We start from the raw sequence: 14,209 nt of genomic DNA, 5'->3' as shown, positions 1-14,209 counted from the left end.
AGTCAGTCAGCGACCGGACACCTCGAAGCCGACCGCGGCCAGCGCTTCCTCGGCAGCCTTCCGGTCCTGCTCGTCGCTGCCGCCGGAAACGCCCAGCCCGCCGACGCACCGGCCGTTCTCCATGATCGGACAGCCGCCGCCCACCGCCATCATCCGCGGGTGGCCGCCCAGTGGCGCGACTCTCGGATCGGCGAGGCGCTCGTTCCACGTATGAGTCGGGATGCGGAAGGAAGCCGCGGTCCAAGCCTTCTCGAACGCGATTTCGGCGGTGAGGAACGGCGCGTCGTCAGCCCGTTCGAAGGCTTTCAGGTGCCCGCCCGGGTCGGTGATCGCGATGGCGGCCGAGAAGCCGATCCGGGCCGCGGCGGCCTGTGCCGCGGCGATGAGCGCGACGGCAGCGGTCTGGCTGACCGACGAGGCGGGCACCGATTTCCGGAGTGTGCTCATCGAACCTCTTTGTCCGGTCGCCGATTCATCGCAGCGGCGACGCTGGAGTCGGGGCCACGCGAGTGACGACACTCTTCTCCGCGATCAGCAACTCCCGGACCGCCGGGCCGATCTCGTTCTTCCAGCGATCGTGCTGGTACACGGCCTCGTAAAGCGCCTCGCTCTGGGCCTCGTCCTCGAAGCGGCGCATCCAGACGTAGCCGTCCTCGTGTTCAGCGTCCACAAAGGACGCAGTCACGTCCATGCCCAGCGAAGCCTGGAACGGGATGACCACGTCTTCCATGTAGCGCACCCATTCCGCGCGGCGTCCGGGCCTGGCCTGGTAATGGCGGATTTCGTAGTACACGGCCGGATCACTCCGCCACGGTGAGGACGAGCTTGCCGCGAGTGCGGCCCGTCTCGCCGCGGGCGTGGGCCGCGGCCGCCTGCTCGAGCGGGAAGGTTTCCTCCACCTCGACGACGACCGCACCGGCGTCGATCAGGCCCGCGATCGTGGTCAGCGCGGCACCGTCCGGCTCGACCAAGAACGGCGTGACGCGCACGTCGGCCGCCTTGGCCGCCTTGGCCAGTTCCGGCGACACCCCGGACGGGACGGCGACCAGCAGGCCGCCGGGACGCAGGACCTGGAGCGAACGAGTGCTGGTCTGATCCTGCGCGTCGCCGACCAGATCGATGACGACGTCCACGTCGGCGACGGCTTCCTCGAAGCGCGTGGCGGTGTAGTCGATGGTCTCGTCGGCACCGAGTTCCTTGAGCCACGGATGCCTGGCGGCGCTGGCGGTGGCGATCACGTGGGCGCCGAGGTGCCGCGCGAACTGGACCGCGAAGTGCCCCACCCCGCCAGCGGCAGCGGTGATCAGGACACGCTGACCGGCCTTTACGTGAGCGGTGTCGACCAAGGCCTGCCAAGCGGTCAGCGCCGCCAGCGGTACGGCCGCCGCGTGCACGTGGTCGATCGTGGCCGGTTTGCGGGCCCATTGGCGGGCCGGTGCCGTGACGTACTCGGCATAACCGCCCGCGGCGCGCGGGAACCACGGCATGGCGTACACCTCGTCGCCCGGCGCGAGCGTGGTGACGCCGAAGCCGACCTCCTCGACGACGCCGGACACGTCCCAGCCCAGGACCAGCGGGAACGTCTGCATCCCCGCCATTCCCCGGCCCTCGCGGGTCTTCCAGTCCACCGGGTTGATCCCGGCGGCGTGCACGCGCACCAGCACCTCGGTCGGCACCGGCGCGGGCCGCTCGATCTCCTCGACGGTCAGCACCTCCGGCCCGCCGAATTCCCGGATCGTGACTGCTCGCATGTGCTCGCTCATGGTGTTCTCGCTCATTCCCGTCCCACTCCGGTCTCGCGCCGGGACTGCGGCGCCGAGACCAGAGTGGCGCGCGCTCGCGGCAACGAGTGAGTGGCCGGGGAGACACCTATCGTACTATTCCAGCCATGCCGCATCGCGTAGTCGTTCTCGCCCTCGACGGAGTCCTGCCGCTCGATCTGGGCATCCCGGCGCGGGTGTTCAACGAGGCCTGCGAACCGGACGGGACCCGGCTGTACTCCGTCACGACCTGCTCTCTCGGCGGACAGCCGGTGCGCACGCACGAGGACTACCGGCTCGTCGTCGAGCACGACGAGTCGGCGCTGGAGACCGCGGACACCGTCGTCATCGCCACGCAGGAGCCCACCGAACACCTGCTCAAGACCGGCCGACTCCCGGCGGAAGTCGCCGCGGCGCTGGACCGGATCCGGCCGCGGACCCGCATCGTCAGCCTGTGCACGTCGGCGTTCCTGCTCGCCGCGGCTGGGCTGCTGGACGGCAGGCTGGCCACCACGCACTGGGCGCTGTGCGACGCGCTGGCACGGCGGTTCCCCGACGTCGAGGTCGATCCGGACGTGTTGTTCGTCGACAACGGGCGCATCCTGACGTCCGCGGGCGGAGCGGCTGGCATCGACCTCTGCCTGCACCTGGTCCGCCGGGACCACGGGACCGCGGTGGCTTCGGCCGCCGCGCGGCGCTGCGTGGTCGCGCCGTGGCGGGAAGGCGGGCAGGCGCAGTTCATCGAGCACCCGGTCCCGCGGGACACCGACCGTTCCACTTCCGCGACCCGGCAGTGGGCGCTGGACCGGCTCGCCGAGCCGATCACGCTGGACGACCTGGCCCGGCACGCGCACATGAGCGCACGCACCTTCACCCGGCGGTTCCGCGGCGAGGTGGGCAGCAGTCCGCTGAAATGGCTTGCACAGCAACGGCTCGCGCACGCCCGGCTGCTGCTGGAGTCGACGGACCTCCCCGTCGCGCGGATCGCGACCGCCTGCGGTTTCGGCGATCCGGTCGCCCTGCGCAAGCACTTCTACACGTATCTGGGCATGTCACCTCTCGCTTATCGCCGGGCTCACCAGGTGCCGGAGCCGTTGGCAGCACAGTGAAATCCGGCCGGTCCGCCCCGGCACCGAGCACCGGGAGATCAGCTGCTTCCGGGGGATCCGGCGGACTGGAGTCCCTGTCCGGACATCGCCAAGGCGTCGTCGTCGCAGATCGCGCCGCAGGGCGAATTCGACCGGGCGGGTCACAGCGTTGAGGCTCGTCTCACGTCGTCGCCCGGCTGGCGCGACGTAGCCGCTGTGGTGCACAACGAATACCCACCGGGTCGACATCGTCATGGCATCGAGTTCACGTGGCAGCAGTACCTCGCCAACCCCCGGCAGGCAGCTCACCTGACGGCATCGCACTCGTTCCTCGCGGCCGCCCTCCGTGCGCTGTATCCGTTCACCTCCCACGACAATCTCAGTTTCCGGCCTGCGGTCCGCTACGCCGAACTGGCGGGCCTCTTGACAGAGCCGCTGGGAGACGACCGTTACCGGGCGTACGGCCCGGGGCAGAAGGAAACCGGAGCGGCGGGCAGTGTCGAACTCGCCCTCGACGCGATCGCTCCGGAATGGCTCCCGGAGGCGCCGCGCCCGCGGCCCGGCCGGTCATTCCCCTGCGACCTTTTCCGACATTCGTACGGCACCCGGGACATTCCCTACGAAAGTCGGCTCGGCGCCGAACGCGCCGAGAATCCCAGCACCGGCAAGGCAGATACGAATTGACCGGCGAATCCTGAACATTCCGTTGGTCCGTTTGGAGCATTGACGCCCCGATCCGCCGATCCTTTACTCGACTGTGCTCGGCCGCATACCCACCGTAAGCGGCCGGGCAGGTTCCCTCTCCCCGCACCCATCGTCCTGCCTTCATGGAAGGAAGACCTCGATGCCCCATCGCGGATTCACCACGGGCCTGGCGGCTGCCGCCGGGCTCGCTATGACGCTCGTACTGCCGGCGGCCCCGGCAGGCGCGGCTCAGGAAGCCCAGCCCGCGTCCCCGGACGCGGCCGCCGCTCGCGCCGCTGATCAAGCGGTCGCCTCCGGGTTCGCCGCGCTCAGCCGCGGCCCCGCGGAGGCGTTCCGGCGCGTCGGCCTGACCGCGGGCGACGCCGGACTCTTCTACGGCGCCTACGAGCGCACCTACCAGGGCTTGCGGGTCGTGGGAGGGGACGCGGTCGTCGTCGCGGACGGGGCCGGGAACGTCCGCGGCACCAGCGCCGCGGAGAGCGCACCCATCTCCGTGGGGACGCAAGCTGTTCTCGACGCCGCGAAGGCCGCTTCCACCGCGCGTGCCCAACTGCCCACTGTGGACAGTGTGAGCACCCCGGAGAAGGTGGTGCTGGCCGGGACGAATCCGAAGCTGGCCTACGAGGTCGTCGTCTCCGGGCGCACCGCCACGGCGCCGAGCAAGCTGCACGTGTTCGTCGACGCCGCCACCGGCGCGGTGCTCGACAAGCGGGACGACATCAAGACCTTCGGCTCCGGCGCCAAGTCCCAGACCCAGTCGAACGCGGTGAACGCCGCGGGCACCGGCAACAGCTACTACGTCGGCACCGTCTCCCTCGACACGACGCAGTCCGGCTCCACCTACTCCCTGCGCGACCCCGGCCGCCCGGGCCTCAGCTGCGGCCGCGAGGGCGGGTCTGTCTACAGCGGACCGGACAACAGCTGGGGCAACGGCTCGGGCACGAATCTCGAAACCGGCTGTGTCGACGCGCTTTTCAGCGTCCAGACCGAGTGGAAGATGCTGAAGGACTGGCTGGGCCGCAACGGCATCAACGGCAGCGGCCGGGGCTACCCCGCGTCCGTCGGCCTCAACGACGTCAACGCCTACTGGGACGGTTCTTCGACGCACTTCGGGCACTCGCAGGACAACCGGCGCCAGGCCACCTCGATGGACGTCGTCGGCCACGAGTTCGGGCACGGCATCTTCCAGACCACCCCGGGCGGCGCGGGTTCCGGCAACGAGAACGGCGGCTTGAACGAGTCGACCGGCGACATCTTCGGAGCGATGACCGAAGCCTACGCGAACAACGCGAAGGACCGGCCGGACTACGAGGTCGGCGAGGGCGTCAACCTGGTCGGCCAGGGCCCGATCCGCTACATGTACGACCCGTCGAAGGTCGGCGACCCGAACTGCTACTCGTCGTCGATCCCGAGCACCGAGGTGCACGCCGCGGCCGGCCCGCAGAACCACTGGTTCTACCTGCTCGCCGAGGGCTCGAACCCGGGCGGCGGCAAGCCGGCCAGCCCGACCTGCAACAACAGCAGCGTCACCGGCGTCGGCATTCAGAAGGCCGCCAAGATCTTCTACAACGGCCTGCTGAAGAAGACCTCGTCGTGGAACCACCGGGCCGCCCGCAAGGCGACGCTGGAGGCCGCGATCGCGCTCTACCCGGGCAGCTGCACCGAGTTCAACGCCACCAAGGCCGCCTGGAACGCCGTCTCCGTGCCCGCCGTCTCCGGCGAGCCGACCTGCACGGCACGGCCCGTCCGCTGACCTGACGCGGCCGGGTCCCGCTCCCCGCCGACCGGCGGGACCCGGCCGCGCGGCAGGCAGTCCCCGTCCCCGAAATCCCCGCTCCCCCAACCGAAGGAACGCACCGCCATGAAGTGGAAGACAAAACTCGGCGCCGGGGTCACCGCCCTGGTGGCGATACTGGGCGTCGTCACCGTGCCCGCGGCCACCGCCGCGCCCGCCTCGACGCTCGCCGCGCCGGACATCTCGCTGGCCAACATCAAGACGCATCTCAACCAGCTGCAGACCATCGCCCGCAACAACGGCGGCACGCGTTCGCCGCGCGGCGGCGGCTACGCGGCGTCGGTGTCCTATGTGGAGAACCTGCTCAAGAACGCGGGCTACACCACGAAACGGCAGACGTGCACGAGCTGCACCGGCCAGTCGCAGAACCTGATCGCCGAGTGGCCGCAGGGCGACGCGAACCAGGTCCTCATGCTCGGCGCGCACCTCGACTCGGTGAGCGCGGGCCCCGGCATCAACGACAACGGCTCCGGCAGCGCGTCGATCCTTGAGGTCGCGCTGACGCTGGCCCGCACGAACCCGGCCATGGCCAAGCGCGTCCGGTTCGCGTGGTGGGCCGACGAGGAGTCCGGCATGGTCGGCTCGCGGTACTACGTGAGCACGCTGTCGGGCACCGAGCGCGCGAAGATCAAGACCTACCTCAACTTCGACATGATCGGCTCGAAGAACTGGGGTTACTTCGTCTACGACGACGTCGCTTCGGTCAAGGCCGTCTTCGACGAGTACTTCGCCTCCATCGGCATCGAGACCGAGGGAGACACCGAAGGCGACGGCCGGTCCGACCACGCCTCGTTCAAGCGCGCGGGCATCCCGGTCGGCGGCCTCGCGACCGGCGCCGGCGACATCAAGAGCTACGAACAGGCCGACAAGTGGGGCGGCACGGCGGGCGCACCGTTCGACAACTGCTACCACCGCGCCTGCGACACGACGGCGAACATCCCGGACACGCCGCTGGAGAAGAACTCCGACGCGATCGGGTACGCGGTGTGGAAGCTGGCGGCCGCGGCGCCTGTCGCGACGGCTCATCGCTGAACCTGATCGATTAGCCGCTCCGGGTCGTCGCCACGAAGAGGGCGGCGGCCCGGAGCGTCCGGCTGTCCGGGACCGGCCTGCCGGACGAGAATCGGTTCGACCAGGAACGGGCGGTATCCCGCGATCTCGGGCAGGTCGAAATGCTCGAACTCGTTGCGCTCCAGATGCCACCGGACGATGCGGCGGGTCGACCCGCGGTTCGGCTGGGAGAAGACCAGCGTGTCCGGGGTTTCCCAGATCGGCGAGGTCGACGGGGTGCCGCTCGCGTCGCAGCCGTCGGGGAGCGGGTATTCGGCGGTCGTCCCCGCGGCCAGGTCGAGCACCTGCACCACGGGCGGTTCGTGGCCGCCCGAATGCATCAGCGCGCCGCCCGGCACGAAGCGCCAGCGATGGGGTTCCGGCAGCGCCCGCTGCTCCCCCGACGCCGTGAACACTGTTGCCGCTCCGGCTTCTTCGCGCACTTGAGCGCCGGAAAGCGGGTCGAGCTGATGCACCGTCGAGGCGAACTCCACCGGTTCCTGGCCTGGGGTCCAGCGGGAAGCGGTGAACGTCATATATCCCGACCTGGTGGTGAAATAGACCGATCCGTCGTGGACGGCCAGGACGGTTCGGGTCAGCTCGTCTGATTTCGGCAGGCTCCACACTTCTTCCGTGGCCACGTCGAAGACATGCACCTGGTCCCAGGTCCGCCGGCCGACGTGCGTCTCCACCCCGGCCAAGCAGCGTCCGTCGACGCTGCGGACCGGCAGCATGCCCAAGTCAACCGGCGCTGGGCCGGCAGCACCGGTCCAGTCGATCAGTTGCCCTTGCCCTCCGGAGGAGGCGACGTAAACGCCTGTCAGGGTCTCGAACGCGCGGTAGCGATAGTCGCTCTCGACCCGGCCGAGGACTACCGGTTCACCCGCGCGCCACACGACAACTGCGCCGTCGCCGGAGACAAACCCCGCTTTCGGCGGCGAACCGGCCACGGTCGCGGGTTCCTCCCTGCGCACGGTCTCGACCCGCCTGCGTGCCGGCCGGGTCGGCGGCGGTCGGCGAGGAAGCGCTGTGACGGCACCGTTTTCCCGGTGGATCAGCTTGTCGCTGACCGCGTACGCGAGCAACGGCTCGACGGTTTCCTCCGGGACAGCCAGCAACCCGGCCAAATCCCTTACGTGCGCCGGATTCGACCAGGCCGCGATGGTGACAAGGTCTGCGGCGAGCCAAACGTAGACGGCGCGGACCGCGGCGGCATCTATCCGGTTCGCCAGTTCGTCCGGGAGGTCGAGCACTTCCGTGGCCCGCCGCGGCGTTCCCGCCTGGTACCCGCCGGTGCCGTCCTCCACGAGCAACCCCGCGGCGACCAGCAACGGAATCCCGTCCCGACGCGTGCGCGGCGGGTCGACGCCCAACTGGCCACACACGCTCTCCGATGGCTGCTCCCTGCCGGGCAACGGTTCGTCCAGCCAGCCGTCCGGGCGCAGCATGCCGACAAGCGTGAAGTACCACGACACTTCGATGACGTCGTACCCGAACACCTGCCGCCAGCCCGGCTCCTCCGGGTGAATCGCCGGACGCGTGCGTTTGAGCCACCGCGGCGGTTCCGGCACCTCCTCCGGCCAGAACTGGAACAGCCAGACGTCGCCTTCCTCGCCGGCGTCCGCCGGTCTCCGGCACACCCGGACGCGGTAAAACCCTTTCGCGCCAAGACTCAGTTCTCCGCTGAGCGTGCCGCCCATCAACCACCCCAGGCCCGCGATCCCCGAGCGGCTGCGAAAGGGCGACTCGACGATGTCTTCCCAGTTCCCGAGTCGCAGTTCCGGTGGCCCGTCGTGCGCTTCGCAGCGAATTGCCTGATAGAGGTGGTCGGCCGTGGCGTATAGCCAGCCGTCGCCCGCTGTCGCGACTGTGCCGGACACCGTCCCCGTCGCGTTTTCGCCGAGCAGTTCGTTGTCCAGCGCGGGCAAAGTCTTGTCGCGGTACACGTCTCGAAGCACGATGGTGCCGTATTCGGGCGAGTACTCGTCGTCCTCGCAGAACTCCAGAAGCGTCATGCCAAGAAAGGTAGCGGCGGGGTCCGACAATTTTCGGCGGCAGCGGTGTCCCGGCGAGACGGTGGCAGGGAGTCCACTGTGGTCAGTTCCACGCCATTCGCTGGAAAGCATCGATGAAAGAACGGAATCCTGCTGATCCCGGTTCGTGCGCACGTGATCTCGCAGGATGCCTTCGCGAACGAAACCCGAGACGTTCAGTCGCTTCCCGAGCAGCGGCTCACCAAACTCCTGACCCAGCCGCCCCTCAGCCGAGCAACCGGCGAAGGAAATCCCGATACGCCTCATGCAAAAACTGGCACACCTCAACCGCCGCGTCGACATCCCCGCCCAGCATTCCCCTCGCCAGCAAGCGATGCCGTTCCAGATCGTCCCGATCCATCACATGCCCCTTCGGATCGATCTGCACGATCTGGTCGATCTCCGCGGTGTGCTCGTCCCACAGCCGGATCAGCGACTCAGACCCGGTCGCCTGCATGAAAGCCCGGTGCAGCGCGTGGTCCGACTCGCTGAGTTCCTGCCCCGCCTCCACGGTCTTCTCCAGCCGGTCCAGTGCCTCGCGCACCGTTGCCTCCCCCTCGGCGGAGACCCCGCGCCGACGGGCCAGCTGCAGGGCTCCGACTTCCAGGACTTCCCGCACCAGGTCGATGTCGGTCAGCGAGCGCTGCACCTCCTGCGACTGCGCGGCGACGTCCTTCTCGGTCACGAACGCGCCCCGGCCGACCTGGATCTCGACCAGGCCCAGCGAGCTCAGCATTCCCAGCGCTTCCCGCACCACCGGCCGCGAGACCTCGAATTCCAGCGCCAGCCTCCGTTCCGACGGCAGCTTGCTTCCGCCCGGGTACCTGCCGTGCCGGATGCCCCGGAAAAGCTCGTCCGCCACCCGCGCGCGCTGAGTGCTGAAGGCCACCGCCTCCTCCTTCTCCCCTGTCGCGGCGGAGGTTCCCCCGCCACGGCAGCTTAGGCGGCTCCGGCCGGTCCGCGACCGGCGGAGCAAACTGGTATTACCGGTATTGCCTCTGTCCGGGTTTGAGCTTAGCCTTCCGGGACGGCACCCGCGTATCCCCCGAACAAGCCAGGCAGAGGAGCAAGCGTGGACGACAACCTCCCCCGCGCCGGGATCAGCCGGCGCGACGCGCTCAGACTGGCCGGAAGCGGCACACTCCTCCTCGGCGCCACCTCGCTGCTGAGCGCTTGCGGCGGCGGCAGCTCAGGCAGCCAGGACTTCAGCCTTCAGCTCGGCTGGGTCCCGGACGCCGAGTACTCCGGCTTCTTCATGGCCGCCGAGAACGGGCACTTCGCGAAAAACGGCCTGACCCCGAACATCCTCCCGGGCGGCCCCACGACCAGCCCGGAACCGATCGTCCTCACCGGAAAGGCGCTGCTCGCGGTCGAGCCGGTCCCGGAGAACGTCGCGAACGCGGCGCAGCGCGGCAACGACCTGAAGATCGTCGGCGCGCAGTTCCGGCGCAGCCCCGAATGCTGGGTCTCGCCGGCCAAAGCACCGGTCAAGACGCCGGGCGACATCGTCGGCAAGAAGCTCGGCATCACGCTGTCCGGCAAGAACACGGCGCTGGCGTTCCTCCGGAAGAACGGCGTCGACCCGGCGAAAGTCACGCTCGTGCCGATCAGTTTCGATCCCGCTCCCCTGGTCGCCGGCGAGATCGACGCGCTGTGGGGCATCGCGACCAATCAGCCGGTGACGCTCGGCGAAAAGGGCGTCCAGACGCACACCATGCTGCTGGCGGACTACGGCTTCAACCGGATGCAGGACGTCCTCGTGACCACCGGCGCCGCACTGAAAGATCCGGACAAGGCGGCGCTGCTGAAGAAAGTCGTCGCGGCGAGCCAGCACGGATGGCAAGACGCGTTGGGCAATCCGGCCGCTGCCGCGCAAACGACCGTGACGAAGTACGGCAAATCCCTTGGCCTGACTGCGACTTCGCAGGTCAAGACGCTCGAAGCGATGAAGCCGTTCATGCGGCCCGCGGCGGGCGGCCCGGTGCTCACCATGTCCGACGCGCTGATCAAGGACACCGTCAACGCGCTGCAGAACATCGTCGGTGTCAAGACTTCTCCCTCCTTGTTCACCAATGAACTCTTCTGACGCCATGGCCGCACAGACCCTTCCCGCCCGTCCGGACGACCAAGGCGGCCTCGACCTGTCCGGCGTGACGAAGACCTTCCACGACGGCAAGCAGCAGGTCGAAGCGGTCCGCGAGTTCTCCCTGACCGCGCCGAAGGGAGCGTTCGTCGGGATCATCGGCCCGTCCGGCTGCGGCAAATCCACCGTGCTGCGCATGCTGGCCGACCTGGACACGCCGACGTCCGGCACGATCTCGGTCAACGGCACCGCTCCGCGGGAACTCCGTTCGCAGCACGGGATCGGCGTCGCTTTCCAGGACGCGGGCCTGCTCCCCTGGCGCAGCGTCGAAGCGAACATCACCCTGCCGCTGCAGGTCGCCCGGCGAACGCCGGACCCACGAGACGTCGCCGAACTCATCGACCTGGTCGGCCTGTCCGGCTTCGAGAAATCGCGGCCGTCCCGGCTTTCCGGCGGCATGCGGCAGCGGGCCGCGCTGGCCCGGGCGCTGATCAACCACCCGAGCCTGCTGCTGCTCGACGAACCGTTCGGCGCGCTCGACGATCTCACGCGGCAGCGGCTGAACTTCGAATTGCAGCGGATGTGGCTGGACCGCGGCACCACGACCGTCCTGGTCACGCACAGCATTTCCGAGGCGGTGCTGCTGTGCGACACCGTCGTGGTGATGAGCCCGCGACCCGGCACGATCTCGAAGGTCATCACGATCGATCTCCCCCGCCCGCGCACCGCCGCGACGCTGCGCGAACCGAAGTTCCACGAGTTGTGCGACGAACTGTCGGCGGTGCTGTTCGAGAACCCGGCGGGCAGCTGAATGCCCCGGCGCACGATCCGCAGATACGGCGGAGCCGCACTCGCCGTTGTCGTCGTTCTCGCGCTGTGGCAACTGATCTCGCTGTCCGGACCGTACTCCAGCGTCGTTCCGTCACCGGTCGAACTCCTCCGGCAGATGTGGGGCGACCGCGGCTTCTACGGTCCCAACATCGCCGCGACGATGAGCGAAGCGGCGCAAGGGTTCCTGTGGGGCAACGTCCTCGCGATCGCCGCCGCTCTGCTGACGTCCCGGTACCGGATCCTGCAACGGGTGCTGGAACGGTTCGCGGTCACCGCGATCGCGCTGCCCCTGGTCGCCGTCGCGCCGATTCTGTCGATCCTGTTCCCCTCCGGGACTCCGAGCGTGATCCTGGCCGCCCAGTCGGTGGTGTTCCTGACCGTCGCGTCCGTCCTCTTAGGACTCCGGTCGGTCGGTGCCGGTTCGGTCGACGTCATCCGCGCCGCCGGCGGCAGCGAATGGACGGTGCTGCGCCGCGCCCGGATCCCCGCCGCGCTGCCGAATCTGGTCGGCGGACTGCAGATAGCCGCGCCGAGCGCGCTGCTCGGCGCGATCATCGGCGAGTACCTGGGAGCCGACCACGGTCTCGGCGTGGCGATGATCCAGGCGCAGGGCGCGTTCCAGGTGGCCCGGCTCTGGGGCTTGCTCGTCGTGACGTCGCTGCTCGCCGCGATGTGCTACGCCGCGATCCCGCTGATCGCGAAACTGCTGGTCCCCGCGTTGCGCTCGGTCGAGACGACCCTTGGCGCAGCCGAACGCGCCACGCCGAAACCCAGCGCGGTATGGCGATTGCTCAGCGGCGTGCTCAGCCTGGCGAGCACCCTCGCCGTCATCCTCGCCGCGTGGTGGGGCATGGCGATCCTGCTGCCGGGCGCGTCCTCGATCGCCCCGGCCCCGGACCGCGTCATCCCGTATCTGCTCCACGGGCACACCTCGCTCGGCACCACGGACGCCGAGTCGGCCCAGGCGCTTCCGTACCTGCTCGGCCAACTGCTCCGGACGCTCGGCGACACCGGGCTCGGCCTGTTCTCGGGCGTCGCGCTCGCGGTGCTGGTCTCGATCGCCGCCTTCGAGTTCAAAGCGATCGAGAGCGCCGTCCTCGGCGTGTCGGTCGCGCTGCGGTCCATTCCGATGCTCGCGATCATCCCGCTGCTCGCCCTGGTCTTCGGCCGGGGACTGGTGGCGGTCACCGTGCTCATCGCGGTGATGACCTTCTTCCCGACCGTCGTCAACGTCCTGCTGGCCATGCGGGCGATCCCCGCCGCGGCCGAAGACATCCTGCGCTCCGCCGGCGCACCGCGCTGGCAAACGATGCTGCGGCTGCGGATTCCCTATGCCCTGCCGGGGCTGCTCGCGTCGATCAAGATCGCCATTCCCGTTTCGATCGGCGCCGCGATGGTCGCCGAGTGGCTGTCGACCGGGAGCGGACTCGGCGCGACGCTCACCGTGGCCGCCGCGGTCTACGACTACGACTTCATCTGGGGCGCGGTCTTCCTGATCCTGCTGACCTCGCTCGCGGCGTATCACCTCGCCGCCGCGGCGGAAGCCAGGCTGGCCGCCCGCCGCTCCTGAATCCCGCTGACCCCGCGTCCCCCGACGCGGGCAGAGAGGAGAAGCAATGCCACGCACCGTGCTGACGAACGGGCGGCTCAACGGAGCCCCGGAGGCACAGACGCTGGTGATCGAGGACGGACGGATCGCCAAGGTCCTCGCCATGGCACCGCCCGCCGAGCCTGGAGAGGAGCGCATCGACCTGGCGGGCCAGATCGTCCTCCCCGGTTTCGTGGACGGGCACGCCCACCTGGACATGAGCCTGTGGGGCGAACCGTGGGTCCGGCGCACGTCGGAGGCCATCACGATGGAGCAGATGTTCGCCGACACGCTGCAGGACTGGCGCGAAACCACGACGCCCAGCGCGCTGCGCGGCGGCCGGTTCCTCGCCGAATGCATCCGCCACGGGTCGACCAACGTGCGCACTTTCGCCAATGTCGCACCGGAAATCGGGCTCGAGGGCGTGCACGGGATGCTCGAGGTGCGCGCGGCCTTCGCCGAGCAGGTCGACCTGGAGATCATCGCGTTCGGGCAGATCGGCGTCCTCAGCCATCCCGGAACCGCCGACTTCCTCGACGAAGCGCTCAAAGTCGGCATCGACGGCGTGGCCGGAGTCGACCCGGCCGGAATCGACGGAGACGCCAAAGCCTCCCTCGACACCATTTTCGGGCTGGCGGGCAAGTACGGCGTCGCGGTCGACTTCCACCTGCACGAGACCGGCGAACTCGGCCGGTGGCTGATCAGGCAGATCGCCGAACGCACCAAAGCGCTGGGGTTGCAAGGGAAAGTGTCGCTGTGCGACGTCTTCTGCCTCGCCGATCCCTGGCCGACACCGGACCAGCTCGCCGAAACCAGCCACGTCCTGGCCGACGCGGGAGTCGCCGTCGCGGTCGGCGTGCACGGCCTCCTGCCGGTGCCGGACGTGCGGCGGCTGGCCGAGTTCGGAGTCCCGATGTGCCTCGGTTCGGATTCCTCGCGAAGCCGCTGGTCGCCGTGGGGCGACGGCGACATCCTCGCGCGGGCGATGATGCTGTCGTACAAGTCGTACTTCCGCCGCGACGAGGATCTGGAGTTCGCGCTGTCGATGACTTCCCAGCGGGGGCGGGCTGCTTTCGGTTACGAGAAGGCTGATCTTGCCGCGGGCGATGTCGCGGATCTTCTTGTGCTGCCGGGCGAAGCGCTCGGCGAGCTTGTGGTTCTTCCGCCTCCGCGCAGCCTGGTGATGAAGCGGGGAAAGATCGTCGCGCGCGACGGAGCGCTCACGCAACGCCCATCCCTGATCGGGTAACGCGCAATCAGCAGAAACCGTCTCGCT

Annotated in this window: 13 protein-coding genes; 8 read left to right on the top strand and 5 right to left on the bottom strand. The window is 69.2% G+C overall.

Annotated elements, in window-relative coordinates:
* Positions 1-6: 6 nt before the first annotated feature.
* Genes ACFORO_RS19195 through ACFORO_RS19185 form a run of 3 tightly spaced genes read right to left on the bottom strand, consistent with a single transcriptional unit; the run spans position 7 to position 1,751 of the window.
* Positions 7-447, bottom strand: a complete 441-nt coding sequence (locus tag ACFORO_RS19195; protein ID WP_377870841.1) for a GlcG/HbpS family heme-binding protein — start codon at positions 445-447, stop codon at positions 7-9.
* Positions 448-472: 25 nt separating this feature from the next.
* Positions 473-793: an NIPSNAP family protein gene (locus ACFORO_RS19190; protein WP_377870842.1), complete on the bottom strand. Its 321-nt coding sequence runs from the start codon at positions 791-793 to the stop codon at positions 473-475.
* Positions 794-800: 7 nt separating this feature from the next.
* Positions 801-1,751: an NADP-dependent oxidoreductase gene (locus tag ACFORO_RS19185; protein ID WP_377870964.1), complete on the bottom strand. Its 951-nt coding sequence runs from the start codon at positions 1,749-1,751 to the stop codon at positions 801-803.
* A gap of 137 nt (positions 1,752-1,888) precedes the next feature.
* Here ACFORO_RS19185 and ACFORO_RS19180 point away from each other — a divergent pair, with 137 nt between their 5' ends.
* The 4 genes from ACFORO_RS19180 (at position 1,889) to ACFORO_RS19165 (ending at position 6,380) form a co-directional block, all read left to right on the top strand.
* Positions 1,889-2,869 carry a GlxA family transcriptional regulator gene (locus tag ACFORO_RS19180; RefSeq protein ID WP_377870843.1) on the top strand — a complete coding sequence of 327 codons (981 nt, stop codon included), beginning with the start codon at positions 1,889-1,891 and terminating at the stop codon, positions 2,867-2,869.
* Positions 2,870-3,064: 195 nt separating this feature from the next.
* Positions 3,065-3,532, top strand: a complete 468-nt coding sequence (locus tag ACFORO_RS19175) for a DUF6193 family natural product biosynthesis protein (protein WP_377870844.1) — start codon at positions 3,065-3,067, stop codon at positions 3,530-3,532.
* 160 nt (positions 3,533-3,692) lie between these two features.
* On the top strand, positions 3,693-5,306 hold the full coding sequence (locus ACFORO_RS19170; protein ID WP_377870845.1) for a M4 family metallopeptidase: 1,614 nt from the start codon (positions 3,693-3,695) through the stop codon (positions 5,304-5,306).
* Positions 5,307-5,414: 108 nt separating this feature from the next.
* Positions 5,415-6,380: a M28 family metallopeptidase gene (locus tag ACFORO_RS19165; protein ID WP_377870846.1), complete on the top strand. Its 966-nt coding sequence runs from the start codon at positions 5,415-5,417 to the stop codon at positions 6,378-6,380.
* Here ACFORO_RS19165 and ACFORO_RS19160 read toward each other — a convergent pair.
* Both ACFORO_RS19160 and ACFORO_RS19155 read right to left on the bottom strand, forming a co-directional pair.
* The gene (locus ACFORO_RS19160; protein ID WP_377896601.1) at positions 6,371-8,413 is read right to left on the bottom strand and encodes a hypothetical protein; all 2,043 of its coding nucleotides are present in this window, start codon (positions 8,411-8,413) and stop codon (positions 6,371-6,373) included. The two genes, ACFORO_RS19165 and ACFORO_RS19160, sit on opposite strands and share 10 nt — an antisense overlap.
* A 244-nt stretch (positions 8,414-8,657) precedes the next feature.
* Positions 8,658-9,320, bottom strand: a complete 663-nt coding sequence (locus ACFORO_RS19155; protein ID WP_377870848.1) for a FadR/GntR family transcriptional regulator — start codon at positions 9,318-9,320, stop codon at positions 8,658-8,660.
* Between the two features lie 183 nt (positions 9,321-9,503).
* Between ACFORO_RS19155 and ACFORO_RS19150 the strand changes: the two genes are divergently transcribed.
* The 4 genes from ACFORO_RS19150 to ACFORO_RS19135 are packed head-to-tail and all read left to right on the top strand — an operon-like array spanning position 9,504 to position 14,182.
* Positions 9,504-10,517, top strand: a complete 1,014-nt coding sequence (locus ACFORO_RS19150) for an ABC transporter substrate-binding protein (protein ID WP_377870849.1) — start codon at positions 9,504-9,506, stop codon at positions 10,515-10,517.
* Positions 10,518-10,521: 4 nt separating this feature from the next.
* Positions 10,522-11,325 carry an ABC transporter ATP-binding protein gene (locus tag ACFORO_RS19145; RefSeq protein ID WP_377870850.1) on the top strand — a complete coding sequence of 268 codons (804 nt, stop codon included), beginning with the start codon at positions 10,522-10,524 and terminating at the stop codon, positions 11,323-11,325.
* Positions 11,326-12,915, top strand: a complete 1,590-nt coding sequence (locus ACFORO_RS19140; RefSeq protein ID WP_377870851.1) for an ABC transporter permease — start codon at positions 11,326-11,328, stop codon at positions 12,913-12,915. It abuts the gene before it with no gap.
* Positions 12,916-12,961: 46 nt separating this feature from the next.
* On the top strand, positions 12,962-14,182 hold the full coding sequence (locus tag ACFORO_RS19135; RefSeq protein ID WP_377870852.1) for an amidohydrolase family protein: 1,221 nt from the start codon (positions 12,962-12,964) through the stop codon (positions 14,180-14,182).
* The last annotated feature ends 27 nt before the right edge of the window (positions 14,183-14,209 follow it).

It is taken from the genome of Amycolatopsis halotolerans, from assembly GCF_042647905.1.
GTDB classification, from domain to species: Bacteria; Actinomycetota; Actinomycetes; order Mycobacteriales; family Pseudonocardiaceae; genus Amycolatopsis; species Amycolatopsis halotolerans.
The sequence above is the reverse complement of the archived record's forward strand: the minus strand, read 5'-3'. Positions and strand labels throughout refer to the sequence as shown.